This window comes from Atopobium minutum 10063974 (genome assembly GCF_000364325.1).
Classification (GTDB): domain Bacteria; phylum Actinomycetota; class Coriobacteriia; order Coriobacteriales; family Atopobiaceae; genus Atopobium; species Atopobium minutum.
In genome coordinates, this window is the sequence record NZ_KB822533.1 from 1,200,387 (window position 1) to 1,224,187 (window position 23,801).

Consider the following 23,801-nt stretch of genomic DNA (forward strand, 5'->3'; position numbering starts at 1 on the left):
CCACATACCCCGCTGACCATGCCGGAAAAGCCTTGAAATATAAGGGCTTTTACAGCTCTAAGTGCGTAGGTTTCCAGTATCTTTTCCGCTGGCGCTCGGCCTCTTTGCGGCGGCGCATCCGTTTGGAGCAGGCCGCGCAGTATTTGGCCCGGTTAGACTTCGGCGTGAACGTGGCCCCGCACTCACAGCAGCGTTTCACTTCGTCCCGGTCTTTGGTGATCTCGGCATACAGGGCCGCATCCAGCGGGAGGACAGCGGCCTTAAACCAGCGGCACAGAAGCGAATAGGAAATGCTCTGTACGCAAATACATTCTTCGCCGTCGTCCAGCAACAGGCAGTTGCCGTCACAATAGTTGCAGCACTCATGCGTCAGCTTCCGGGCCTTGCGATATTGAGGGTAATTCATTCGTGGAATACTCATAGCTCTTGCGTCCATTCCTTTCCCGGCGTCATACGCAAAATGCCGTCCACATTCTGCTTGATGATGCCGTATTCCTGCATCTGCTTTTTCGCTTCGCCGTACTTCTCATACAGCCGTTCCTTTTCCTCGGCCAATCGCTTGTACTCGGCTTTCAGGGCGTACAGATCGGGGAGCTTTTTCACACCCTGTCCCTTTAGGGCCTTTGCCGCAGCTTCATACAAAATCAACGTGCTTTCATGCTCACGCCGGAATTTTGCCTTATCCGCTGCATTGCGGTATTCCATAGCCACGGGCCAGAGCTGCTTGTAGGTAGAAATATTCTTTATCAGCACCGCCATATCCGCAAGCCGGTGTTCCATAGCTTTGAGGGTAGCGGCGGCCTCGTCGCTGGCGGCGGTGATCTCGGCCACTTTGCTTTCCAAATCCGGGTAGGTGTCTATCCCATGTTCAGTCAGGAAATTCAAAGTCTTTGCGGCCTGCTTCAAATTGTGGAGCTTCGCCCACCTCTCATAGCCTGCCGACTGCTGGGCCTTAATGTTGTTTTCCAGATCAATCCGCAAAGAAATCCCCTTGCGCTCTTTGGGCGCTCTGGTGATAACGCGGCCTTTGATACGCTCTTTGATGGCTTCCTCGGTGTAGGCTTCCCCCAATGTCTTGCAGCGGGTAAAGCGTTCCTGTCCGGGAGCGCGGAAAGAAATAAACTTTCCCGGCTTGATCTCATAGCCCTGCGCCTGCATGAGCCGCAGGAAATCATCAAAATCTTTTGCCTGCGGGATAGCGGCGTCAATGGCTGCTTTGAGCTTCGCTTTCCAGCTCGTCCCTTTCCGCTGGGCGTCCCACTCGGCATAGCTCTTGCCCTTACTCTGGCCGGGCTTCACCACGGACAATCCGTTTTCCTTGCACAGCCTGTCGCTGGTGCGCCGGATATAGGCATAGCTCTGTTTGTTGGAAATGTACTTGCGCTGATTTACCATATCCACGGCACAGAAAATAATGTGATTGTGGACGTGGCCCTTATCAATATGGGTAGTCAGCACATAGGGATATTTCCCTTGCAGCACTTCCTCGGCAAGCTGCTTCCCGATCTCATGGGCCTGTTCCGGCGTGGCTTCGCCGGGGGCAAAGGATTGTATCAGGTGGTGGCCCAGATTATTGCCCTTTTGGTATGCCTGCGCCAGCAGCATTTCAAATTCAATGTCCGCTGTTTCATAAGAGCAGGCAAAGGAGGCCACCAGCAGCTTGCCGTCAGTTTTGTCCGGGTTCTCGATGTAGTCAAGGGCTTTTTTCAGCGTTGACTTGATAGGATGTATCTTTGTAACTGCCATATCTGCGCCAGCGCCCCCTTTATATCCTCGATGTCCTGTGCGTACACCGGCCCCATACCGTTCAGCCTCTTTGCAATCTGATTGACGTTGACGCCGATCTTCTGTATCTCGGCGGTCTGCGCCCGGATGTCGCTGGTGTCCATGTTGACGATATAGCCGTCAATGAGCATCTTCCGGGCGTAGGCTGAAAAGTTCTTCGTATGCAGCAGCGCCATTTTCTGTTCAATCATAGCCCGTTCCTCCGGCGTCACAGGGACGCGCAGCACGATTTTTCGCTTTCTGTTTGCCATGCTTCACCGTCCTTTCCATTCAGGGGTTTGGGGATTTCCCCAACAAGCAAAACGGACGCGGCCCGGCAGGGACGGGGCAGGCCGTTTTTCCGGGAGTGGCTACACTCCCTATGCTTGCTACGTTACTGTTTCTCCACTAACAAGACGTTTCCAAAGCCCCAAACTACCCGCAAAATAGCCCTCTGGAAAGAAAAAAGTGCAAAAAAATAGAAGCTACGCTGTGCAGCTCCCGCTAAAAGTAAAACAGAGGATGCCAGTTACACATCCTCCGTTTCATTCTTCTTCGGCTTTTCAATTAGTATGGCGCTGTCAATCGCGCCCTCGATGATCGGCAGGTATTCTTCGGGGCAGAGTTTCAGCTTGTGGCTGACCCTTTGCCGCAGTTCGCTTTCCTCCCGCATGATCTCCGGGTTAAAGTAGCGTTCCACAGGAAGCCCGCAGGCTTTAATAAGCTGTATGACAACCGGCAGACTGGGAATGGCCCCGTCGTTTTCGATGTTGGCAAGATAGCGCCAGTCAATATTTATTTTCTCTGCCATTGCTTTGCGCGAAACGCGCTTTGCTTGCCGGGCCGCTTTCACATCCGCGCCGAAAGTTTCAAAGCCGGGACAATCTTCAATATTCGCCATATCGCACCTCCCACTTACATTGTATATTTCATACTCTGCCCGTGGAATGTTGGTATATGCACCTTTCTTAAAGTTTATATTTCACATTTTGTTTCTTTTATTCTTCGAGCAAAAGAATTATAATGTACCCTGTGGAGGTGTACTATGGACTACATGACGTTGAAAGAGGCAGGCGAGAAATGGGGTGTGCCCCCACGATGGATAAACTACTATTGTGCTGCGGGACGCATCCCCGGCGCTGTAAAGATGGCGACGATCTGGCTCATTCCCAAAACTGCGGAAAAGCCGATTGACAGGCGTACAAAGAAAGGAAAGGCGGTTACTGAATAGTATAATGAAACCGGCGCATTTTGGATATGGTTTTGAAGAGAGAGAAAGCATGGTATTTTGTCACGGAAAAACTATAAGATGATAGATGGCAGGCTGCTCCAGACCGATAAAAAGTATTCTCATCTGAAACAGAAAGAAAAGATTTACACATGGATGTATGAAGAAGCGAAACTTTATCATGACAGAAATGGAAAATGCCCGAAACAAAGACGAGGAAGCTGCTGCTGTATCAGCCGTATATGGTAGAATTGAAAAGGCCGGCATCTGGATTCTTTATGGTGAAGTCTCCAGACATTGGATAACTGCTGGTCTAATGCGCCTTTGAGTATGGGGTGATTGATTTTAATACCGGGGAGGTACGGCTTTTTGAGGAAAATATTCTGGGATTTACATTTGGCGATTATTACATTTCCTGTAACTGCAAGGACACGGATGATGAAGATATGAGGAATATAGACTTGCTGATTTTCTACTGTCTTGAACGGTATTAGGACTGAATCTGCTGCGCGGAGTGCGGCAAGAGCGACCGGAGGGAGTACACACAGGCCCTGCCTGTGTGAAAAGCCATACCGCAAGGTGCATTCGCAAAAAAGAGGCCGCGCATTTTGCTGAGGCTTGGGGTGTCCCCAACAAGCAAAACGAGAACGCCGCAGGCGGGCAAGTGGTGGATCAGAATATCCGTAAAGGATATTCTGATCCATTGCTTGCCAGTATTATCGGGATGTTTTGACAACCGCTGTAATCGAAACATCCCAAACATTAAGAAGGTGTTAATTATTATTATCTTGATTTAATTCGTTTAAACCAATAATATAGATACATACACCATGAAAAGAAGCGAGTATCCCAATGACGGATGATTAAAATCCGAAAAGAAATCGCTTTGAAACTACAGGGAAACTACAGACTGTTATGTTATCTTCTTAAAATGGAGGGATTTTTATGTCGATACGAATTCTACTTGTCGAGGATGATGATCATATCTGTAATACAGTAAGGGCGTTTCTGGCTGAGGCAGGATATCAGGTGGATGCCTGCACAGATGGAAATGAGGCATACACCAAGTTTTACGAAAACACTTATCAACTGGTTATTCTTGATATTATGCTGCCCGGTATGAACGGGCATGAACTTTTGCGTGAATTTCGTGCGAAAAATGATACTCCCATTCTGATGATGACAGCCCTGTCGGATGACGAAAACCAAATCCGGGCGTTTGATGCAGAGGCAGACGACTATGTAACAAAGCCATTCAAGATGCAGATTTTACTAAAGCGGGTGGAAGCCCTGCTGCGGCGCAGCGGTGCGCTGGCAAAGGAAATCCGTGTCGGCAGGCTGACACTTCTGCCGGAGGATTTCACGGTACTTTGTGACGGTACAGAGCTGCCCCTGACACGAAAAGAATTTGAAATCCTTTTGCTGCTGGTGCAGAACAAAGGCAGAACCTTAACGCATGAAATCATTTTGTCACGTATATGGGGATATGACTTTGAGGGTGATGGCAGCACAGTCCACACTCATATCAAAAATTTGCGGGCCAAGCTGCCGGAAAATATCATCAAAACCATTCGCGGTGTAGGATACCGATTGGAGGAATCATAATAATGGAAAGAAAAGGGATTTTCATTAAGGTTTTTTCCTATACGATCATTGTCCTGCTACTGCTTGTCGGTGTAACAGCAACACTGTTTGCACAGCAATTTGTGTCTTATTTCAGAGTGATGGAATTACAGCAAACAGTAAAATCCTATCAGCCATTGGTGGAACTGATTCAGAATAGCGATAGGCTTGATATTCAAGAGGTGGCAGGGCTGTTTCACTACAATAACCAATCCTTTGAGTTTTATATTGAAGATAAAGAGGGAAGCGTACTCTATGCCACACCAAATGCCAATACATCAAATAGTTTTAGACCCGACTTTCTTTATGTGGTACATAGAGATGATAATATTTCGATTGTTGCTCAAAGCAAGGCAGGTGTGGGATTGCTTTATCAAGGGCTGACAATTCGGGGAATTGTTATGATTGCGATAATGGTTGTATTCAGCCTTTTATGCGCGTATATCTTTGCGCGGCAAATGACAACGCCGATCAAAGCCTTAGCGGACAGTGCGAATAAAATGGCAAACCTGAAAGATGTACCGCCGCCGCTGGAGCGAAAGGATGAGCTTGGCGCACTGGCTCATGATATGCATTCCATGTATGTCAGGCTGAAAGAAACCATCGCAAGGCTGGAGGATGAAATCGCAAGGGAACATGAGTTGGAGGAAACACAGCGATATTTCTTTGCGGCAGCTTCTCATGAGCTAAAAACGCCCATCGCGGCTACAAGCGTTCTGTTGGAGGGAATGCTTGAAAATATCGGTGACTACAAAGATCATTCTAAGTATCTGCGCGAATGCATCAAAATGATGGATAGGCAGGGCAAAATCATTTCCGAAATACTGGAGCTTGTCAGCCTGAATGATGGGAGAATCGTACCCATAGCTGAACCGTTGGACATAGGGCGCACGGTTGCCGAGTTGCTGCCCGATTTTCAAACCTTGGCAGAGGCAAACAACCAGCGGTTCGTCACAGATATTCCAGCCGGGCAAATTGTCCTGTCCGATCCGAGGCTGCTCCAAAAGGCACTATCCAATGTCATATTGAATGCAGTTCAGAACACGCCGCAGGGAGGCGAGGTACGGATATGGAGTGAGCCTGGTGCTGAAAAATGCCGCCTTTTTGTTTTGAACATGGGCGTTCACATTGATGATACTGCGCTTCCAAGGCTGTTCACCCCATTCTATCGCATTGATCAGGCGCGAAGCAGAAAAAGTGGGCGAAGCGGTTTAGGACTTGCCATCGTACAAAAAACGCTGGATGCCATGAGCCTCCAGTATGCGCTGGAAAACACCTCGGATGGCGTTTTGTTCTGGCTGGATTTACCGCTCACATCAACATTGTAAATATTTAAAACTTAAATGATTTTGACCGACAGGTATAACCCTGCCGGTCTTTTTTTGCTGCTACAGGAAAACTACAGACTGGCTACAGGGAAAGTACAGATGCGCTTGCCATAATAACAATCGTACCAGCCACAAATCGTAGTTTTATTGCAAAGGAGGCATTCGATCAAATGGAAAAAAGCAACTATCATTCCAATGCGGATCATCACAAACGGCATATGAAACAATCCGTGGAAAAGCGGGCTTTTCTATGTGCGTTCATTATTTCGTTCACAGTCTGCACGCTGTTTTTGGGGTGGAGACTGGCTTCCGTATTGGAGGCAACACAGATACCGCCCATCCCTGCAACTCATACAGGCAGCAGCACTGACGTAGTGGAGAATTTGGAGGAAAACGCTCTTGCCACCGCCAAAGAACAGGGAGATGAACAGGAATGGAGCCTGATTTTAGTGAACAGGCAGAACCCCATCCCCGCACAGTACGATGTGGAGCTTGAGCAACTATCAAATGGTGAGCGGATAGATATTCGGATTTCTCCCTATCTTCAAGATTTGTTTGATGCCGCAAGAACTGATGGAGTTTACCCGATTGTCGCATCCGGATACCGAACAACAGAAAAACAGCAAGAAATTATGGATGAAAAAATTGCCGAATATAAGGCGAAAGGCTACACCTCTGCACAGGCTAAAGCGGAAGCAGAAACTTGGGTGGCCGTGCCGGGAACGAGCGAGCATCAGCTTGGTCTTGCTGTGGATATCAATGCGGACGGAATTCATTCAACAGGCAACGAGGTTTATAGATGGCTGGATGAAAACAGCTATCGTTTTGGTTTTATTCGTCGCTACCCACCAGACAAGACAGAGATAACCGGTGTGAGCAACGAGCCGTGGCATTACCGATATGTTGGCATCGAAGCTGCCACAGAGATGTACAACCAAGGGGTTTGCCTTGAGGAATATTTAAAACCAGAAAAATGAGAAAAGGATGTTATGTTATGGACAGAAAAAGATTGACACAGCGTTTCCCGTTCCTGCTTCCAATGAGACGGGCGCAGAGAAAAATGTGCTTTTATGCGGGAATGAGATTTGACGGCTGTCGCTATGCGCAGACGATAGGGGAAAAATCGCTTTCCCATTTGCTCTTTGAAACGGATTGCGCATTATACAACCACAATACCGGATTTGACATGATATACCAGGAAAACAAGGTGTTCAACTTAAAGCTGGCAGCAAAGACCTTAAACGGCTTATTGATAAGACCGGGGAAACCTTTTCTTTCTGGTGGCTGGTACGCCATGCGGACAAAGATACCCCCTATAAAGACGGCCTTACGGTGACCAATGGTAAACTCACCACCATGTCGGGCGGCGGTATGTGCCAGATGAGCAATTTACTATTTTGGATGTTCCTGCATACGCCATTGACAATTATCCAGCGCAGAGGTCACGAAGTAAAGGAGTTTCCAGAGCCAAACAGTGACGAGATTAAAGGGGTGGATGCAACCATTTCAGAGGGCTGGATTGATTTAAAAGTGCGAAACGATACCGACTGCACCTACCAAATATGGGTGACCTTAGATGATGAGAAAATCATCGGTCAGGTGTCCGCCGACAAAGAGCCCCAAGCATTATACAAAATTACAAATGGCAGTATCCAGTATGTCCGTGAAAGTGGCGGGATTTATGAATATGCCCAGGTTAAACGGATGCAAGTTGCCTTAGGTACCGGGGAAATAATAGATTGCAAGCTGCTTTATACAAACAAATGCAAAATCTGTTATCCCCTCCCGGAAAGTGTGGATATTCAGGAGGAGAACCAATGAGAAAAAGTGTGGGCATTACTGTTTTTGGATGCGAACAGGATGAGGCAAATGCTTTCCGCGCTTTATCGCCGGATTTTCATATTATCCCTACGCTGATTAGCGATGCGATATCGGCAGACAACGCAAAATTGGCCGCTGGCAATCAATGCGTTAGCGTAGGCCATAAGTCCGAGGTTTCCGAGGCGACAATTCTTGCGCTGAGAAAGGTCGGGGTAAAATACATTTCTACCCGCAGCATCGGCTGCGATCACATTGATACGACTGCCGCCGAGAGAATGGGAATCTCGGTTGGCACGGTTGCGTATTCGCCGGACAGCGTTGCGGATTATGCTTTGATGCTGATGCTGATGGCCATACGGGGTGCAAAACCCACCATGCACGCCGTGGCGCAACAAGATTTCAGATTGGATCGTATCCGGGGGAAAGAACTGGGGGATATGACTGTGGGAGTTATTGGAACCGGCCATATCGGGCAAGCGGTCGTCAAAAGGCTGCGGGGATTTGGATGCCATGTGCTGGCCTATGATAACAGCCGAAAAATGGATGCAGATTATGTCCAGCTTGATGAGCTTCTAAAAAACAGCGATATTGTTACGCTCCATGTGCCGCTTTGTGCGGATACCCGCCATCTGATCGGTCAGAAGCAAATTGGAGAGATGAAGCAAGGCGCATTTTTAATCAACACCGCGCGCGGAGCGCTTGTCGATACCGGGGCGCTGGTGGAGGCGTTGGAAAGCGGAAAGCTGGGTGGTGCGGCACTGGATGTGTTGGAGGGCGAGGATCAGTTTGTTTATACCGATTGCTCGCAGAAAGTGCTTGACCATCCCTTTTTGTCGCAGCTTTTAAGGATGCCGAATGTGATCATCACACCCCATACGGCGTACTACACTGAGCGTGTGCTGCAGGATACTACAGAAAAAACAATCAGGAATTGTCTCAATTTTGAAAGGAGTTTACAGCATGAATAGAATAAAAGTCGCAATCATCTTCGGCGGTTGCTCGGAGGAACATGATGTGTCGGTAAAATCCGCAATAGAAATTGCTGCGAACATTGATACGGAAAAATTCGATCCGCACTACATCGGAATTACAAAAAACGGTGTATGGAAGCTATGCAAGAAGCCATGTACGGAATGGGAAGCCGACAGTCTCCCCGCCATACTCTCCCCGGATAGGAAAACGCATGGGCTGCTTGTCATGAAAGAAAGCGAATACGAAACACGGCGTATTGATGTGGCTTTCCCGGTTTTGCATGGCAAATGCGGGGAGGATGGTGCGATACAGGGGCTGTTTGTATTGTCTGGTATCCCCTATGTGGGCTGTGATATTCAAAGCTCCGCAGCTTGCATGGACAAATCACTGGCCTACATTCTTACAAAAAATGCGGGCATCGCCGTTCCCGAATTTCAAATTATTAATAAAGGTGACAAGCCGGAGGCGGGTGCGCTTACCTACCCTGTCTTTGTGAAGCCGGCACGGTCAGGTTCGTCCTTTGGCGTAACCAAAGTAAACGGTACGGAAGAACTTAACGCTGCGATAGAAGCGGCAGGACAATATGATGGAAAAATCTTAATTGAGCAAGCGATTTCGGGCTGTGAGGTCGGGTGTGCGGTCATGGGGAACGAGGATGATTTGATTGTCGGCGAAGTGGATCAAATCCGGCTGAGCCACGGTATCTTCCGCATCCATCAGGAAAACGAGCCGGAAAAAGGCTCAGAAAATGCGATGATTACAGTTCCCGCAGACATTCCGGTCGAGGAACGAAATCGGGTGCAGGAAACGGCAAAGAAAGTATATCGGGTGCTTGGATGCAGAGGGCTTGCCCGTGTTGATCTTTTTTTGCAGGAGGATGGCGGCATCGTTCTAAATGAGGTCAATACCATGCCCGGTTTTACATCGTACAGCCGCTACCCACGTATGGTGGCCGCCGCAGGAATCACGCTTCCTGCACTGATTGACAGCCTGATTACATTGGCGTTAAAGAGGTGATAAGTATGGAAAATGGTTTTTTGTTTTTAGATGAAATGTTGCATGGCGTCCGTTGGGATGCCAAGTACGCCACATGGGATAACTTCACAGGAAAACCGGTGGATGGGTATGAGGTGAATCGCATCATCGGCACAAAGGCCGTGGCGTTTGCTCTGCGCGAGGCACAAATCCATGCGGCTGCGCTTGGCTATGGCTTGCTTTTATGGGATGGATATCGGCCAAGAACTGCGGTGGACTGCTTCCTGCGTTGGGCAGCGCAACCGGAGGACAATCTCACAAAAGAAAAATTTTACCCCAATATAGAGCGAGCCGAGTTGATTACAAAGGGTTATGTGGCCTCACAATCCAGCCATAGCCGTGGAAGCGCAATTGATCTTACGCTCTACCACCTGGATACAGGGGAACTTGTTTCAATGGGAAGTAACTTCGATTTTATGGACGAACGGTCGCATCATACAGCAAAAGGGATAGGGGATGCAGAGGCACAAAATCGAAGATGCTTGCGTAAAATCATGGAAAGCAGCGGATTTCAGTCTTATCGCTTTGAATGGTGGCACTATAAGTTGATTGATGAGCCATACCCCGATACCTATTTTAATTTTGCCGTTTCATAATGAAAGTATTGGTTTTGTATCAGATTTTGGATTTGATAAAATCTATGCTGGTCATGGACAATCTTTTACTGGAAAGTGGTTAAAGCATCTTTTGTAATACATTGCAAATTATAGTATTCAATCTGCCCAGCGGCAGAAAAGAAAAAAACCGCTGTTGGGCAGACCTTTCCCACGCCCATTTTGTATTTTGCTGGCGGCGGTTTTGAGAAATCAAGGCCGCCGTTCTTTTCTGGCAGCAAAAGGTGTGGCGGCCCATAGGAGGATGCCGCTATGCTGTTTTGCTATTGCCATGCTCTAATCCACTTCCACCACTCAAAAAAAGCCTTGCCCCTCCACAGGGCTATTCCGGTTATGAGTATGTACTATACCATGTAAATCAGCAGCATAGCAAAGCATTTTCTCGCCCGGTAGGTTTGCGACCTGCCGGGCGATTTTTGTCGTCTTTTGCGGCCCGGCTGTCCCCAAAAAAATTTTTTGAGAAATTTTCAAAAAGGAGGTATTTAGCGGGTAGCTGGCGGCCTTGTCAAAGTCTTGTTAGCGGAAAGGGAGAGAACCACCTAAGTCCCCCACAGAAAGGGGGTGAGAAGATGGATGCTATCCCCCGCGACTATGAAGCGCGGTGCATGTTCGATGCTTTTTGCAAGACGGTACTGCGTAACGAGGCCAAAAGCTACTTGGCTGAAATGAAGCGCCGCCGTGACCGTGAAGTGTCACTAAGCTCTTTGTCACAGGCAGATTTGGACAAGCTCTGTACAGTAGATCACTACCCCAGCGACAGCTTTACGTTTTCGTCGCATGGCTATGACCTACATATCAACAATGAGCTTGTTGCCGAAGCCTTTGCCGCGCTGCCCAGCATGGAGCAGAGTATTTTAATCCTGCACTGTGTTCTGGATATGGCAGATGGTGAGATCGGCGGCCTTGTGGGAATGTCCCGGAGTGCCGTTCAGCGGCACAGGACAAATACCTTATCGGAGCTGCGGAAACAGCTAAAGGCGTTGATGCCGAAGGGAGGTTAGACGCGGATGAAGAACCCGAACTACAAGGGCATTGAGCTTTTGCCCCTTTCGGTGATCGAGGCCGCCCGCGCTGGGGATGCCGGAGCCGTAGAGCGCGTTTTGCAGTATTACAGCGGTTACATGAACAAGCTGTGTACCCGGACGCTCTATGACGAAAACGGCTATCCGCATGTGTGTCTGGACGAGGCCATGAAGCGCCGTCTGGAAATCAAGCTCATCCACGCTATCGTCACGAACTGACGAACCGGCCCCGGCAGCATGAAACGGCTTACCCTTTCCCCGTTTCGGTGTTTTCCCGGTGGCCTGATCGCACCTTGATAAATATGCCCGCAAGATAACGGCGGCGCATCATAGGGCATACGGACACATTCTGTCTGTGCCGAGCCGGACGGCTGGTGCGCCATGATACTTTTCCCTACGGGAAAAGCGGAGCGAGGAACACCACGCCGCAATGTGAGCGTGGCGGCTTGCGGGCGACGACGTACAGGCAGGACTATGATACTCCCTTATAGCCACAGTCCGAGCGTTAAAAGCGTCGCAGGCAATGGGTAGGGCCGCGTGAGAACCACGCGGGGGTGAAAGTCCCGTGGAGCTGTGCCAGCAGCCGTCCGTCTATGCCCCTAAATCACACAAACCTTTGAATTTGTGAAAGGGGGCTGCATTATGAACCATGATGTGCCTATTTGGGAAAAATACACGCTGACGATTGAGGAAGCGTCTAAATATTTCCGTATCGGAGAAAACAAATTGCGTAAGCTGGCCGAGGAAAATCCGGCCTCTGGCTGGGTCATTATGAATGGCAACCGCATCCAGATCAAACGCAAGCAGTTTGAGAAAATAATTGACACTTTGGACACAATCTAATAGTGAAAAAGGGCCGCAGATATGTTATAATAATTTATAAGCATATATGCGGCTCTTTCCGTCATGGAAAGGAGCATGACGAGATGTCAGAAAAAAGACGAGACAGCAAAAATCGCGTTTTGCGGTCTGGAGAGAGCCAGAGAAAAGACGGACGATATGCTTACAAATATGTTGATACCTTTGGAAAACCGCAGTTTGTTTACTCATGGAAGTTAGTGCCTACGGATAAGACCCCGGCAGGTAAACGGGAGGATATTTCACTCCGGGAAAAGGAGAAAGAAATCCAGAAAGACCTTGACGACGGGATAGACACCATCGGCAAGAAAATGACCGTCTGCCAGCTCTACGCCAAGCAGATCAGGCACCGGGGCAATGTGAAGCACAACACCAAACTGGGCCGGGAACGGCTGATGCGTATTCTGGAACAAGATCGGCTGGGGAGCTGCCCGATTGACAGTGTGAAGCTGTCCGACGCAAAGGAATGGGCGCTTCGGATGAAAGAAAAGGGCCTTTCTTATAAGACCATCAATAACGACAAGCGTTCCCTGAAAGCGGCTTTTTACACCGCCATACAGGACGATTGCATCCGAAAAAACCCGTTTGACTTCCAGCTTAGTGACGTTCTGGACGACGATACGGAACCAAAGGTGCCTCTTACACCAGCACAGGAAGAAAGTTTTCTGTCCTTTATTCAAGGTGATAAGGTTTACCAAAAGCATTATGACGCAATCGTTATTCTGCTGGGGACAGGGCTTCGCATTTCGGAACTGTGCGGACTGACGGACAAAGATTTGGATTTTGAAAACCGGGTAATCATCGTGAGCCACCAGCTTTTGAGAAATACCGGCGTCGGTTACTATATTGACGAACCCAAGACCCAAAGCGGCGTCAGAAAAATCCCCATGAATGAGGAAGTGTATCAGGCGTTCCAGCGAGTGATAAAAAACCGCAAAGGTGCAAAGCCGTTCATTATTGACGGGTATGCCAATTTCCTGTTTCTCAAACAGAACGGCTATCCCATGACGGCGGTAGATTATGGCGGGATGTTTGGCAGGCTTGTGAAGAAGTACAACAAGAGCCATGAAGAAGCGTTGCCGAAAACGACGACGCCCCATGCTATGCGTCATACATTCTGCACCCGGTTAGCCAATGCGGGAATGAACCCCAAAGCCTTGCAGTACATTATGGGACATTCCAATATCACCATGACGCTGAACTATTATGCACACGCCACATTCGATTCCGCAAGGGCAGAAATGGAACGGCTGGCAGCCTGACACAAGGCCGGTTTTACTACTCCATTTACTACTTTTGAGGGGGAAATGGTGAGAGGTAATAAGAACATTTGTAAGTATCTAACAATATCAAAAATGCCGGAAAAGCCCGGAAACACGGGCTATACCGACATTCAAGAACTTCTAAAAAGATAATCTAAAATCCCATATAATTTTTGGGCAACAAATCACGACAAGCTCTTTACGCAGACGCCGCTTTATAAAATGCTACTCATTATTGTTGTCCCTGGCGCTATTAGCATGTTAACGTCGGCTCTGTACGATATTATCGACGGAATTATGGTTGGCAATCTGCTCGGAGAAACCGCTTTTGCTGCCATTAACCTGGCAATGCCTTTTGTAATAATTCTTTTCTCGATAGGTGACCTTATTGGCGTTGGCTCAGCCGTCCCCCTCTCCATTACCCTTGGCGAGAAGGACCATGAGGCTGCCAATAATATCTTCTCGTATTCCATTGTCATGCTGTTTATCAGCGGCCTAGGCATAGGACTGCTTGTATTCTTTGCAGCTCCCTTTTTAATTGCTCTACAGGGAGCAAGCGGAAAACTTGCTGAGATTTCCATCATATACCTGCGCATATATGCTTTGTTTATCCCCATCTCCGGCATGATGTTTGCAATGGACAACTACCTTAAAGTGTGCGGCAAGGTCGGACGCAGTATGGCTCTCAATATTCTTATGGCTGTATCTGGCGCCATACTAGAAGCAATTTTGCTGATTGTCTTTCATACCGAGGTATGGGGTGCTGCATTTGCTTACAGCCTCGCCATGGTTATAGCTTCTACCATTGGTTTGTGGCCCTTTATTCGTGGCAAAATGGTTTTGAAGCTCGTACGTCCAAAACCCACCTTAGCCCTTACAAAACAAATTGTTATGGCAGGACTCTCTGCCTTTCTCAACAACGTTGCTGGTCGTGTGGTAAGCATCGTACTGAATGCTCGTATGTTATTGCTTGGTGGTGAACAAGCGGTATCCATCTTTGGCATCATGATGTTTACCGATGCCTTTGTTATGTCCCTTATCTATGGCACCACAGATTCCCTGCAGCCATCCATTGGGTACAACTGGGGAGCAAAAAACTACAAGCGAGCATTTGAGATTGGCAAGAGCAGCTTTATCATTTCTGCGGTGTTTAGCTTTATCTATATAATCTTGCTTCACCTGTTCCCCGAGGTTCCCGTACGCATCTTCATCTTTAATGCCTCAGATGATTTTGTACAAGCCGCCGCTGCCGCTTTTGCACTATTGTCACTACAGTGGCTTACCCGCTGGTTTGTATTTGCTTGTGATGCTTTTTTGCTTGCCTGCGGTCAATCCAAACGTGCTGTATGTCTTTCTGTTGCATCTTCTATTGCTGTTCCATTAACAACTATTGTCTTACTATCACCCCTGGGACTTACGGGAGTATGGTTAAACGCAGCTGTTGCAAATACGGTTGCAGCCCTCTTTGGCATATGGCTCTTAACGAGCTTCTTGCGCAAACATAACCACGGATTGGAAAAGAAGAACACCCTTCATGAATGAAGTAACAGAACCAGAAAAAGTCACTAAAGCCACTACGGCAAATGAAGCATTTCTGAGCATTTTTGAAAACATCAAGCAGGATCCACAAAATAAAGTCTATACACAACAGGGTATAGATCCTCTGTATACTGCCGCCTCTGATGCACGTATTTTAATAGTAGGGCAAGCTCCTGGACGTATTGCACAGCAAACACGTATTCCTTGGAACGATAAAAGCGGCGAACGCCTCCGTACTTGGATGGGCATTTCTCGCGAGGACTTTTACAATCCTCAAAAGCTTGCCCTCCTACCCATGGATTTTTACTTCCCCGGTAGTGGCAAAAGTGGAGATCTTGCCCCGCGTAAAGGCTTTGCACAAAAATGGCATCCTCAATTGTTAGAGCTCATGCCCCACATTCAACTGACTATTCTGATTGGGAAATACGCGCTCTCCCACTATTTGGAACTTCCAAAATCTGTTCGCATCACAGAGGTAGTGCATAACTACGAGCACTATGCTCCAGACTATTTTCCCTTGGTTCATCCATCTGGACGTAACCAGCGGTGGATAAAGAAAAATCCTTGGTTTGAAGAAGAAGTGCTCCCTCAACTACAAAAGCGTGTTTCTCAAACACTTTTTAGCTAAGTCTCGTATCATCAAATACCTGATTGGCGCTTATAGAAAACTACTAGATCAAAGGAATGGCTACCTCTATGACAGACACGCAAACCAATGACCTCTTGCACTTCTCGTCAGACTATATGCAGGGTGCTCATCCTGCCGTGCTCGATGCTTTGGTGCGCACCAATATGGAGTCTACCTCTGGTTACGGCACAGACCACTATTGTGCCGAGGCCGCTCAGGCAATTTTAGAGGCCTGCAACTGCCCCGATGGCGAGGTTCGATTCTTGATGGGCGGCACGCAGACCAATACCTTTGTTATTGATGCGCTCCTGCATCCGTGGCAGGGCGTCATAAGTGCAGCAACGGGCCACATAAACGTACATGAAGCAGGCTCTATTGAGGCGGGCGGTCACAAAGTCATATCCCTCGATCACACTAACGGTAAGCTTTCTGCCACAGCTATCGATAAAACCGTGCAGGCTTGGGAGCAGGATGACAATCGTGAACATATGGTTCAACCTGCCATGGTGTACCTTTCCCAGCCCACTGAGTACGGTACGTTGTATAGTACGGCTGAGCTTGAAGCAATTGCTGAGGTATGCACTGCACACAATCTGAAGCTTTTTGTGGATGGTGCGCGCCTGGCCTACGCACTTGCTGCACCCCAAAATGATGTCAGTCTGGCAGACTTAGCGCGCATAGCAGATGTTTTTTACATTGGTGGCACTAAATGTGGCCTTCTTTTTGGTGAAGCCGTTGTCTTTACCAAAAAGGGCATGGTAAACGGACTTACTCCGCTCATAAAACAGCACGGTGGTCTGTTAGCAAAAGGGCGCTTGCTGGGCGTTCAGTTTAAAGAGCTGTTTAAAGATGGCCTGTACGAGCGCATAGGTCAAACTGCTTTGGAATGTGCGACACGCATTAAAAAACGCCTTGCAGAAAAGGGGTTTGATCTATATATAGACTCCCCCACCAACCAAGTATTTTTTGTCGCCACCGATGCTCAACTTGCCTGGCTAAGCAACCATGCGGAGTATGGCTTTATGGAGCGCCTGGACGATAACCGCGTCGTTGTTCGTTTTGCTACCTGCTGGTCCACCACACACAAAGATACGGACAAACTGCTTGAGTGTATCGACCAGATGGCCGAGCTTTAAGACAACCAAGCTTTAAGATGGTCAAGTTTTAAGACAACCGTGCTAAAACTCTAAAAACAACAAGACAAGGCGAGAAGTGCCTTTCCAAGTGTAGAGAGGCGCTCGTACTTTAGCCCAGTGCAACATCCAAGGTCATCATCAAAGCAAACCCAAGCATAAAAATGACAGTAGCAAGATTTGAGTGCTTGCCTGCACTCATCTCTGGAATAAGCTCCTCTACCACCACATACATCATGGCACCTGCTGCAAAACCAAGTAAATAAGGCAAAATAGGAACAATAGCATTTGCCGCTACAACAGTTATTACAGCACCAATAGGTTCTACAATGCCAGAAAGCGTACCCATAACAAAAGCCTTGGGCTTAGATTGACCAGCTGCGCGCAAAGGCATAGAGATAATAGCGCCCTCGGGAAAGTTTTGGATAGCAATGCCCAAAGCTAAAGAAAAGGCAGCTGCCAAAGAAATGGTGGAGCTTCCGCTTAACCAGCCAGCGTACACAACACCAACAGCCATGCCTTCAGGAATGTTGTGCAGCGTTACCGCAAGTACCATCGTCGTGGTACGTTTAAGATGAGTCTTAGGGCCTTCTGGCTCATCCTCGCCAATATGAAGGTGAGGGATCACGGTATCCAAAAATAACAAAAAAGCAGCGCCAGCTAAAAATCCCAGTGTGGCCGGGACAAAAGCAAATGACCCCAGAGCAGAGCTCTGCTCAATCGCAGGTTTTATCAAGCTAAAAAATGAAGCTGCAACCATCACACCTGCTGCAAAGCCCTCTAACGCATGTGTCACAGAATCACGTAACTGTTTACGCATAAAAAAGACCATTGCTGCACCAAGCGTGGTGCCAGCAAATGGAATAAGCAATCCATACGCTACATCACTATTCATAAAGTGGTATTCTCCATCCTTTATAACCACCAACTGCAAAAAGTTGCAGAGCACCACTTATTTCCTCTCCAAAAAATAAGCAGCTAAAAATATGTGGTCGTATAGTTTAGTGCTCTTACGCTCGTAAGATACCCAAATATATAATCTTATTGCAAAAACGTAAAATGCTTGTGAGCAAACGTCCCAAACAAATTCAAGCACAGCATCAAAACTACCTCAACTCCAGCAATGGAACCCGTAAGCACCGCTGCATTCCAAGAGATAGCCGTAATAGCAAAAAGATTGGACAAAAAGAAAGCTGTCCCAATAAAGCCTGCAACACAGCCTACAAAGATAAGCGTGTGCCACAGATTAAATGGTCTACTCAACTCAAACAGAACCATAAAGCCTGCAAGAGACAACAAAAACGTACTTCCTACCCCTACGTCCATCTTAGAAACCTCTAGATACGGCGCAAGAGCCACAAGCAGCACAATCGCAAGAAAAGAGGTACAGGCCGCAGGAATAGCACGGGTAAGCGCCTCATAGATAAACCTACCATGCTGCTTTTTGTTGTTCTGCTCCATAGCCAACAAAAAGGCAGGCACGCCAATATTAAACATGGACACAAGGGATACCTGCGAAGGTTTAAGTGGATACACCCATGCAAATAAAATTGCACAGGTCGCTAACAGCATCGAGAAAATATTCTTATACAAAAACAGCGTTGCCGAACGCAACAAGTTATTGATGTCACGCCTACCCTCAGAAATGATTTGCTTCATGTGACTAAAGTCATCATCTAAGATAACAACTTGAGCCGCCTGACGAGCAGCATCACTGCCCGTACCCATAGCTATAGAGCAATCGGCTTCCTTCATTGCAAGGATGTCGTTTACGCCATCTCCTGTCATGGCTACTCGCAAACCCTGGGCTTTGAGGGCATTTATGATTTTCTTTTTTTGCTCTGGCTTCACACGACCAAACACGGTGTACTCTGACACAGCCTCAGTAAAGTCTTCATCCGCTATATCGGTAGCAGTAACGTATTGATCTGCATGAGGTATGCCCACCTGGCACGCAATATGAGAAACCGTCTGTGGATTGTCACCAGAAATGACCATAACACGGACTTCCTGCTGATCAAACCATGCAAAGGTTTCGGCAACATTGGGACGCAGGCCGTTAACCAAACTCACAAAGAGCAGCGGCTGGAATACACCCTTCTCGTCAGCCTGAGCAAATACCAGCACACGCTGGCCACGTGCAGCACGCTCAGCAACCTGCGCTTCACAGACAGCAAAAGTCTGAGCATCTAACACAAACTCAGGTGCTCCAAAGCGCAACGAAGCTCCGTGTACCTGGTCTATCTGTGAATACTTGTTCTTTGACGAGAAAGGCAACACACTGCTAGCAGTAAGCACACTTGCCTGATGTACAAAGGCACGCACCGCTTCCATAGTGGCATTGGCATCAGGAATGGTAGCCGCATACTGTGCCAACAGATCACAGGCAGCAGATGTATCCTTTGTAACGGCTGAACCCGCCTGATCAAACACCTCAACTACCTGCATGGTGTTATCGGTAATCGTTCCGGTTTTATCCACACACAACACATCAATACGTGCCAGCGTCTCTGTACTACGCATGTCATGCAGCAAGACCTTGTTTTGTGCTAAGCGCATAGCAGAAAGTGCCAAAGCCACGGTAACCAGCAGGTACAGTCCTTCGGGGATCATACCGATAATAGCGCCAACCATAGCCTCAATAGATTCCTTAAAAAGGTACCCATTCACAAAGAATGCCTGATAGAACAACAGACAACCAAGAGGAATGATGACAATACCTGCAATTCCAACAATCAAGTTGATGTCATGGATCATTTCGGAGGGCTTCTCGCGCATCTGTTTAGCCTCTGCCTGCAAGCGCGCAGCGTAGCAGTCCTCACCTACCTGCGTAAGCAGCGCGGTACAACTACCCGAGACAACAAAACTCCCGGATAACAACTTTGCATGGACCGGCTTTTCTATCTCATCCGCCTCACCGGTAAGCAAGGACTCGTTTGCCGCAATAAGCCCATCTACCACCGTGGCATCCGCCGGAATTTGCTGACCGGCCTCTAACGTAATGAGATCTCCCACCAAAAGCTCTCCACTTGCCAAAGATAGCACGCGGCCATCACGTGTGATGGAATAGGTGGAGCGCGCTAAAAGTGACAGCTGATTAAGCACCTTTCGTGCACGCAGCTGCTGCACAATGCCGATAAGTGAGTTTGCTATAACGACGGGTAAAAAGGTTAAACTACGATAACTACCTGCAATAATGAGCAGTATAGCAATGATCGCAAAAATTGCATTAAAGTACGTAAAGACATTGTTTATGACAATATCTTTCGCTGTAAGTTCTGCTTTGTTGTTCTGTTTTCTCATGAATCTCATTAAATGGTAGTCACCGTATAAGTGCAAGGCCTATTACCCAGATGCAACAAAAGACCCTAGAAGCCCACACAGCTTGCGCTGACCTCTAGGGTCTTATAAGCTGCTCTTTACTCACTTTGAAACGAGTAAACCGTCCATTGCGATAAGAGCAGCGCGCACAACAGTCGTGCTTATCACACGAGTCGTGTTAATCAATGCCCAAAACTTTCTTACCCATTGCATCGGTGGCGACAATAGCGTCGTAGAGTGCATCGGGGGTTACGTCACCAGCAAGATTGTGAATGGTCTCACCAGGAACACAGGCAGCCTCGGCAATCTGCTTGATTTGCTCGGGAGTGCTTACGCCAAGCTCTGCCAAGGTAACAGGAAGACCAACCTCAAGACAATAGCCTTGAACATCAGAGAACTCATCCTGGTCCACACCCTCAAGTACCAGCTGTACCAAGGTGCCAAAGGCTACGCAGCAGCCGTGAGGAGCACTGTGACCACCCAAGGAAGTAAGACCATTGTAGAAGGAGTGAGCAGCAGCACAGTTAACATTATCGGCACCCACGCCAGACAGATATACACAAGCCTCTATGATGTTCTCGAGAGCAGGCGTTACCACGTTGTTCTCGCAAGCAGTGATTGCCTGTGAGCTGTAATCACGAAGGGTCTCATAGCAAAGCTCGGCCAAGGCCATACCTGCGCGCGTAATGCCAGTGCCCTCAAGGCTGGGAGATTCAGTACGAAGAGAGGCACGACCCTCAAAGTAGGTACCCAAAGCATCTCCCATACCCGCCACCAAGAAACGAACGGGAGCATCTGCTATGACCTGCGTATCCACCATAACTGCTGCGGGATTCTCTGGATAAAACAGGTACTTATCAAAGCTACCATCATCGTTGTAAATGACCGAGAGGCCCGTACAAGGAGCATCTGTTGCAGCAACCGTTGGAATAATAACAACCTTTTTACCAGCGTAATAAGCCGTTGCCTTAGCAGTATCTACCGCAGAGCCACCACCGATTGCCACAACAGCATCAATGTTGTCCTCTTCCACAATGGCCTGCATTTTTGCAATCTCGCCCTTGCTAGAAATGCCGCCAAAGATCTCATAGCGACGATAGCTATCGGAATCACCAAAGCTCTGCTCAATCTGATCATGACAAGCCTTGTAGCCGCTGTTAGAACACACAAACAAAAAGCGTGTTCCCATATAACCCATCTCTTCTTCAAAGTGAAGAAGAGCATTCTTACCTTGAACATACTTAAGGGGCTCACGCATAGCACGCAACAGTTTCATAGCATCCTCTATTCTTCCTTTTTTGCTTTTACTCTCCCTTTTTATGGCAACCAATGCCACTAGGTATAGCTTAGTACACTTAGCTATATAACGTGTATATTTTTATCAAAAAAATGAATAGAATGTAGAAGTTAGCCATGGTTTATACATTAAAGTAAGAGTTATTTACTGCTTTAAGCCTTCAGCTACAATCAAACATTCTGCGGTTTTTTCTCGGTATTTAAACTAAGGTAAAAAACAGCACTCAGTAAATGTAACTTGTTTATAAAATTAGATGATTTGATAGTTACATCGATCTAACTATTTGATAACTTAATAATAAAATAGTTATCTCAAGCTAACTATTTAGTTGTAAAGCTTTTTGATACAAGGTCAAGCTCTATCAAGCTAGGAGGAGACGTTATATCAGAACGAAAGACCTTTAAGATTGCAACATCGGGCGCATTAGCTCTCATGCTTGTTGCAGGTTCTGTTACCCCTGCGCTCGCGCACACCCCCATCGCCCCAGCTGCCTACGCAACAGCGGCAACCCCTGTTGCGGCTCCTAATAGGGATAAGAAATACGAGGGATATACCGTAACTGTTGGAGTCTTTGATGAAGACGGTAAGCAGGTAGGCACTCCTCAAAAATTGCCCTTTAATCAGTTGCAGACACAGGTCACAGGCCTTGAAAGCAATAAGAAGTATACGGTTAAAGTCCTTAGCATCATGGACGATAAGGGCAAGGATGTTACTGCTCAATTTACCCACGATGTCTCTTTTACAGAAGAGGTTATTCCTGGAAAAACGCGTGATGTGTGGGTAAAGAGCCCTAATGGTATCCAGGCAGGACAACAAAAATTGCCCTTGTCTATGAATCTGAAGGCAAAACCTACCTCGTAGGCGTTAACGACGCCAATGGTCTTGTCGGCACACAAACAACCATCGATCAGAACCAAGAGATTGCAACCGTAGATGCAAACAACCTTTGGGACATCAAGAAGGATGACCAAGGAAACCTTAACGTTGGCATCTCCGGTAAAAACTTGTTTATGCACATGAGCTATAACGGACCAAGTATGCGTGCGCTCGACACCTGGATGAATCCAGGCTTTATCTATGAAAATGGTAAACTGCGCGGAAACAATTCTTACAAATACTTTATTGATGCCAAGGCTGGCGCTGTAAGCTTTGGTTACACCGACGGTATTCAGCTCAGCGCTTGGGTACCTACAACGCTTAAAGATACCGACACTAAAACGCTGAATATAACAGCTAAGGTTACTGCAATTCCCGATAAGCCCGTCACGCCTCCTGCAGGCAATAATGACCCTGCCAATAAACCTGGAGCAAACAAGCCTGGTACCACTAATAAACCTGGAGCCAATAAACCAGGGGCTTCTCAGAACAAAAAGCAGGCACTACCACAAACGGGTGACTCTCAACTGGCGGTACTACCCCTTACAGCCGGCACAATCGCAGCAGTAGCAGGTGCTGTTTTAACTGGTAAGTCTCGTGTAAAGGACTTCCTTAACAACAAGTAGTACGTATTGCCATGCCAAAGATGGCTAACGGCAACGATGTTGTGTAGCAGTAACGTAAAGAGCGACAAGGTTATGCGGCCCTGTCGCTCTTGTTGTTGTATCCGCTATGCTTTGCGCAGGACGTGACAAAAGAATCCAAGTAGGTTATATAACGTTTGCCCTAAACCTTACATGAAGGTGTCGCGGCCAAAAGCCTCACGCCAAGCAGCAGAAAACTCATCTACAGCAATTTGAGTACCAGGATGGTCAATCATAGACCAGGCAACTGCAGGAGGAATAGTAACAGCCTGAATACCAGCAACAATCAACTCATGAACCTGATGAGGGTTCTTGAAAGACGCAGCAATAACCTTGGTGCTCATATTGTTAATGGAAAGCATCTCCAGCAAGTCCATAACCTGACCAATGCCGTCCCCATAGCTTTCCATACGGTTTACGTAAGGAGCAAGGTAATCTGCACCATTCATAGCAGCCATAAATGCAGCGTCAGCATTATAAATAGCAGTAGCTAAAACACCAAGACCTTCTGCTTTAGCCGCCTTAATTGCACGCAAACCTGTATGCGTAACAGGAATCTTTACATACATATTCTTAGAGCGAAGAGAACAAATTTTGCGAGCATCTGCCATCATACCCTCAAAATCAGTGGCAACCGTCTGCATAAAGAAAGATTGATCGTCGGAAAGTACATTGAGCATCTCATCTGCAACCTGCTCGGGAGTCTTACCGCTCTTGGTAATAATAGTTGGATTAGTGGTAACGCCCGAGACAGTAAGAACCTCAGAAACTTCCTTAACGGCTTGTGCATCGGCTGTATCGAGTACTAGCTCCATTCCTACTCCATTCATTTAGTA

25 protein-coding genes and 1 pseudogene are annotated in these 23,801 nt (G+C 47.5%); 18 read left to right on the forward strand and 8 right to left on the reverse strand.

The window, feature by feature from the left end:
* Positions 1–49: 49 nt before the first annotated feature.
* The 4 genes from HMPREF1091_RS05575 to HMPREF1091_RS05590 form a co-directional block, all read right to left on the reverse strand.
* Positions 50–421, reverse strand: a complete 372-nt coding sequence (locus HMPREF1091_RS05575; protein ID WP_002595216.1) for a cysteine-rich VLP domain-containing protein — start codon at positions 419–421, stop codon at positions 50–52.
* Positions 418–1,746, reverse strand: a complete 1,329-nt coding sequence (locus HMPREF1091_RS05580) for a relaxase/mobilization nuclease domain-containing protein (protein ID WP_002317279.1) — start codon at positions 1,744–1,746, stop codon at positions 418–420. Before HMPREF1091_RS05580 ends, HMPREF1091_RS05575 begins: the two co-directional genes overlap by 4 nt.
* Positions 1,707–2,036: a plasmid mobilization protein gene (locus tag HMPREF1091_RS05585; protein ID WP_002317278.1), complete on the reverse strand. Its 330-nt coding sequence runs from the start codon at positions 2,034–2,036 to the stop codon at positions 1,707–1,709. Before HMPREF1091_RS05585 ends, HMPREF1091_RS05580 begins: the two co-directional genes overlap by 40 nt.
* Before the next feature lie 257 nt (positions 2,037–2,293).
* A complete protein-coding gene (locus HMPREF1091_RS05590; protein WP_002317277.1) occupies positions 2,294–2,665 on the reverse strand; it encodes a helix-turn-helix domain-containing protein in 372 nt (123 codons plus the stop codon).
* A gap of 144 nt (positions 2,666–2,809) precedes the next feature.
* Here HMPREF1091_RS05590 and HMPREF1091_RS05595 point away from each other — a divergent pair, with 144 nt between their 5' ends.
* From HMPREF1091_RS05595 to HMPREF1091_RS05670, 16 genes and pseudogenes are all read left to right on the forward strand, one after another.
* Positions 2,810–2,995, forward strand: coding sequence for a MerR family transcriptional regulator (locus HMPREF1091_RS05595; RefSeq protein ID WP_002317276.1), 186 nt, complete (start codon positions 2,810–2,812; stop codon positions 2,993–2,995).
* 178 nt (positions 2,996–3,173) lie between these two features.
* A complete protein-coding gene (locus HMPREF1091_RS08415; protein WP_162183096.1) occupies positions 3,174–3,320 on the forward strand; it encodes a hypothetical protein in 147 nt (48 codons plus the stop codon).
* A 617-nt stretch (positions 3,321–3,937) separates the two neighbouring features.
* On the forward strand, positions 3,938–4,597 hold the full coding sequence (gene vanR-B / locus HMPREF1091_RS05605; RefSeq protein WP_002317273.1) for a vancomycin resistance response regulator transcription factor VanR-B: 660 nt from the start codon (positions 3,938–3,940) through the stop codon (positions 4,595–4,597).
* 2 nt (positions 4,598–4,599) lie between these two features.
* A complete protein-coding gene (gene vanS-B / locus HMPREF1091_RS05610) occupies positions 4,600–5,943 on the forward strand; it encodes a vancomycin resistance histidine kinase VanS-B (protein ID WP_002382867.1) in 1,344 nt (447 codons plus the stop codon).
* Positions 5,944–6,113: 170 nt separating this feature from the next.
* A complete protein-coding gene (locus HMPREF1091_RS05615) occupies positions 6,114–6,920 on the forward strand; it encodes a D-Ala-D-Ala carboxypeptidase VanY-B (protein WP_002416070.1) in 807 nt (268 codons plus the stop codon).
* Between the two features lie 17 nt (positions 6,921–6,937).
* Positions 6,938–7,764: pseudogene (gene vanW-B, locus HMPREF1091_RS05620) on the forward strand (glycopeptide resistance accessory protein VanW-B).
* Positions 7,761–8,732 (forward strand): D-lactate dehydrogenase VanH-B, encoded by a 972-nt coding sequence (locus HMPREF1091_RS05625; RefSeq protein WP_002317268.1) that lies wholly within the window; start codon positions 7,761–7,763, stop codon positions 8,730–8,732. The pseudogene vanW-B and the gene HMPREF1091_RS05625 overlap by 4 nt, the downstream one beginning before the upstream one ends.
* A complete protein-coding gene (vanB, locus tag HMPREF1091_RS05630; protein ID WP_002563847.1) occupies positions 8,725–9,753 on the forward strand; it encodes a D-alanine--(R)-lactate ligase VanB in 1,029 nt (342 codons plus the stop codon). The genes HMPREF1091_RS05625 and vanB overlap by 8 nt, the downstream gene beginning before the upstream one ends.
* A gap of 5 nt (positions 9,754–9,758) precedes the next feature.
* On the forward strand, positions 9,759–10,367 hold the full coding sequence (locus HMPREF1091_RS05635; RefSeq protein ID WP_002317266.1) for a D-Ala-D-Ala dipeptidase VanX-B: 609 nt from the start codon (positions 9,759–9,761) through the stop codon (positions 10,365–10,367).
* Between the two features lie 587 nt (positions 10,368–10,954).
* Complete coding sequence (locus tag HMPREF1091_RS05640; RefSeq protein ID WP_002317264.1) at positions 10,955–11,386, forward strand: sigma-70 family RNA polymerase sigma factor; 432 nt, start codon at positions 10,955–10,957, stop codon at positions 11,384–11,386.
* Positions 11,387–11,392: 6 nt separating this feature from the next.
* Complete coding sequence (locus HMPREF1091_RS05645) at positions 11,393–11,626, forward strand: helix-turn-helix domain-containing protein (RefSeq protein WP_002317263.1); 234 nt, start codon at positions 11,393–11,395, stop codon at positions 11,624–11,626.
* Between the two features lie 423 nt (positions 11,627–12,049).
* The gene (locus tag HMPREF1091_RS05650) at positions 12,050–12,250 is read left to right on the forward strand and encodes an excisionase (RefSeq protein ID WP_002317261.1); all 201 of its coding nucleotides are present in this window, start codon (positions 12,050–12,052) and stop codon (positions 12,248–12,250) included.
* Positions 12,251–12,333: 83 nt separating this feature from the next.
* The gene (locus HMPREF1091_RS05655; protein WP_002317260.1) at positions 12,334–13,527 is read left to right on the forward strand and encodes a site-specific integrase; all 1,194 of its coding nucleotides are present in this window, start codon (positions 12,334–12,336) and stop codon (positions 13,525–13,527) included.
* Positions 13,528–13,749: 222 nt separating this feature from the next.
* The gene (locus HMPREF1091_RS05660) at positions 13,750–15,069 is read left to right on the forward strand and encodes an MATE family efflux transporter (protein WP_002563848.1); all 1,320 of its coding nucleotides are present in this window, start codon (positions 13,750–13,752) and stop codon (positions 15,067–15,069) included.
* Positions 15,062–15,694, forward strand: a complete 633-nt coding sequence (locus HMPREF1091_RS05665) for a uracil-DNA glycosylase family protein (RefSeq protein ID WP_002563849.1) — start codon at positions 15,062–15,064, stop codon at positions 15,692–15,694. Before HMPREF1091_RS05660 ends, HMPREF1091_RS05665 begins: the two co-directional genes overlap by 8 nt.
* Positions 15,695–15,762: 68 nt before the next feature.
* Positions 15,763–16,830, forward strand: a complete 1,068-nt coding sequence (locus tag HMPREF1091_RS05670; RefSeq protein ID WP_002563850.1) for a threonine aldolase family protein — start codon at positions 15,763–15,765, stop codon at positions 16,828–16,830.
* A gap of 109 nt (positions 16,831–16,939) precedes the next feature.
* Here the strand turns inward: HMPREF1091_RS05670 and HMPREF1091_RS05675 are convergent, their stop codons facing one another.
* The 3 genes from HMPREF1091_RS05675 to HMPREF1091_RS05685 form a co-directional block, all read right to left on the reverse strand.
* Positions 16,940–17,722: a ZIP family metal transporter gene (locus HMPREF1091_RS05675; protein WP_035424643.1), complete on the reverse strand. Its 783-nt coding sequence runs from the start codon at positions 17,720–17,722 to the stop codon at positions 16,940–16,942.
* 146 nt (positions 17,723–17,868) lie between these two features.
* Positions 17,869–20,130, reverse strand: coding sequence for an HAD-IC family P-type ATPase (locus HMPREF1091_RS05680; RefSeq protein WP_002563852.1), 2,262 nt, complete (start codon positions 20,128–20,130; stop codon positions 17,869–17,871).
* A 196-nt stretch (positions 20,131–20,326) separates the two neighbouring features.
* Positions 20,327–21,424: a glycerol dehydrogenase gene (locus tag HMPREF1091_RS05685; protein WP_002563853.1), complete on the reverse strand. Its 1,098-nt coding sequence runs from the start codon at positions 21,422–21,424 to the stop codon at positions 20,327–20,329.
* Between the two features lie 453 nt (positions 21,425–21,877).
* On the opposite strand from HMPREF1091_RS05685, the gene HMPREF1091_RS05690 reads away from it, so the two are divergent.
* Together HMPREF1091_RS05690 and HMPREF1091_RS05695 are read left to right on the forward strand one after the other, a co-directional pair.
* Positions 21,878–22,306, forward strand: coding sequence for a hypothetical protein (locus HMPREF1091_RS05690; protein ID WP_002563854.1), 429 nt, complete (start codon positions 21,878–21,880; stop codon positions 22,304–22,306).
* 176 nt (positions 22,307–22,482) lie between these two features.
* The gene (locus HMPREF1091_RS05695; protein WP_002563855.1) at positions 22,483–22,947 is read left to right on the forward strand and encodes an LPXTG cell wall anchor domain-containing protein; all 465 of its coding nucleotides are present in this window, start codon (positions 22,483–22,485) and stop codon (positions 22,945–22,947) included.
* A 167-nt stretch (positions 22,948–23,114) separates the two neighbouring features.
* On the opposite strand, the gene HMPREF1091_RS05700 is transcribed toward HMPREF1091_RS05695, so the two are convergent.
* On the reverse strand, positions 23,115–23,780 hold the full coding sequence (locus HMPREF1091_RS05700) for a transaldolase family protein (RefSeq protein WP_002563856.1): 666 nt from the start codon (positions 23,778–23,780) through the stop codon (positions 23,115–23,117).
* Positions 23,781–23,801: the final 21 nt, after the last annotated feature.

Excerpts from the sequence above, each read along its gene's own strand:
- vanR-B (WP_002317273.1), top strand. The coding sequence starts at position 3,938 with ATGTCGATACGAATTCTACTTGTCGAGGATGATGATCATATCTGTAAT.
- HMPREF1091_RS05645 (WP_002317263.1), top strand. The coding sequence starts at position 11,393 with ATGAAGAACCCGAACTACAAGGGCATTGAGCTTTTGCCCCTTTCGGTG.
- HMPREF1091_RS05660 (WP_002563848.1), top strand. The coding sequence starts at position 13,750 with ATGCTACTCATTATTGTTGTCCCTGGCGCTATTAGCATGTTAACGTCG.
- HMPREF1091_RS05655 (WP_002317260.1), top strand. The coding sequence starts at position 12,334 with ATGTCAGAAAAAAGACGAGACAGCAAAAATCGCGTTTTGCGGTCTGGA.
- HMPREF1091_RS05675 (WP_035424643.1), bottom strand. The coding sequence starts at position 17,722 with ATGAATAGTGATGTAGCGTATGGATTGCTTATTCCATTTGCTGGCACC.
- HMPREF1091_RS05685 (WP_002563853.1), bottom strand. The coding sequence starts at position 21,424 with ATGAAACTGTTGCGTGCTATGCGTGAGCCCCTTAAGTATGTTCAAGGT.
- HMPREF1091_RS05585 (WP_002317278.1), bottom strand. The coding sequence starts at position 2,036 with ATGGCAAACAGAAAGCGAAAAATCGTGCTGCGCGTCCCTGTGACGCCG.
- HMPREF1091_RS05590 (WP_002317277.1), bottom strand. The coding sequence starts at position 2,665 with ATGGCGAATATTGAAGATTGTCCCGGCTTTGAAACTTTCGGCGCGGAT.
- HMPREF1091_RS05640 (WP_002317264.1), top strand. The coding sequence starts at position 10,955 with ATGGATGCTATCCCCCGCGACTATGAAGCGCGGTGCATGTTCGATGCT.
- HMPREF1091_RS05680 (WP_002563852.1), bottom strand. The coding sequence starts at position 20,130 with ATGAGAAAACAGAACAACAAAGCAGAACTTACAGCGAAAGATATTGTC.
- vanS-B (WP_002382867.1), top strand. The coding sequence starts at position 4,600 with ATGGAAAGAAAAGGGATTTTCATTAAGGTTTTTTCCTATACGATCATT.
- HMPREF1091_RS05575 (WP_002595216.1), bottom strand. The coding sequence starts at position 421 with ATGAGTATTCCACGAATGAATTACCCTCAATATCGCAAGGCCCGGAAG.
- HMPREF1091_RS05700 (WP_002563856.1), bottom strand. The coding sequence starts at position 23,780 with ATGGAGCTAGTACTCGATACAGCCGATGCACAAGCCGTTAAGGAAGTT.
- HMPREF1091_RS05695 (WP_002563855.1), top strand. The coding sequence starts at position 22,483 with ATGCGTGCGCTCGACACCTGGATGAATCCAGGCTTTATCTATGAAAAT.
- HMPREF1091_RS05615 (WP_002416070.1), top strand. The coding sequence starts at position 6,114 with ATGGAAAAAAGCAACTATCATTCCAATGCGGATCATCACAAACGGCAT.
- HMPREF1091_RS05665 (WP_002563849.1), top strand. The coding sequence starts at position 15,062 with ATGAATGAAGTAACAGAACCAGAAAAAGTCACTAAAGCCACTACGGCA.
- vanB (WP_002563847.1), top strand. The coding sequence starts at position 8,725 with ATGAATAGAATAAAAGTCGCAATCATCTTCGGCGGTTGCTCGGAGGAA.
- HMPREF1091_RS05595 (WP_002317276.1), top strand. The coding sequence starts at position 2,810 with ATGGACTACATGACGTTGAAAGAGGCAGGCGAGAAATGGGGTGTGCCC.
- HMPREF1091_RS05690 (WP_002563854.1), top strand. The coding sequence starts at position 21,878 with ATGCTTGTTGCAGGTTCTGTTACCCCTGCGCTCGCGCACACCCCCATC.
- HMPREF1091_RS05670 (WP_002563850.1), top strand. The coding sequence starts at position 15,763 with ATGACAGACACGCAAACCAATGACCTCTTGCACTTCTCGTCAGACTAT.
- HMPREF1091_RS05635 (WP_002317266.1), top strand. The coding sequence starts at position 9,759 with ATGGAAAATGGTTTTTTGTTTTTAGATGAAATGTTGCATGGCGTCCGT.
- HMPREF1091_RS05580 (WP_002317279.1), bottom strand. The coding sequence starts at position 1,746 with ATGGCAGTTACAAAGATACATCCTATCAAGTCAACGCTGAAAAAAGCC.
- HMPREF1091_RS05650 (WP_002317261.1), top strand. The coding sequence starts at position 12,050 with ATGAACCATGATGTGCCTATTTGGGAAAAATACACGCTGACGATTGAG.
- HMPREF1091_RS05625 (WP_002317268.1), top strand. The coding sequence starts at position 7,761 with ATGAGAAAAAGTGTGGGCATTACTGTTTTTGGATGCGAACAGGATGAG.
- HMPREF1091_RS08415 (WP_162183096.1), top strand. The coding sequence starts at position 3,174 with ATGACAGAAATGGAAAATGCCCGAAACAAAGACGAGGAAGCTGCTGCT.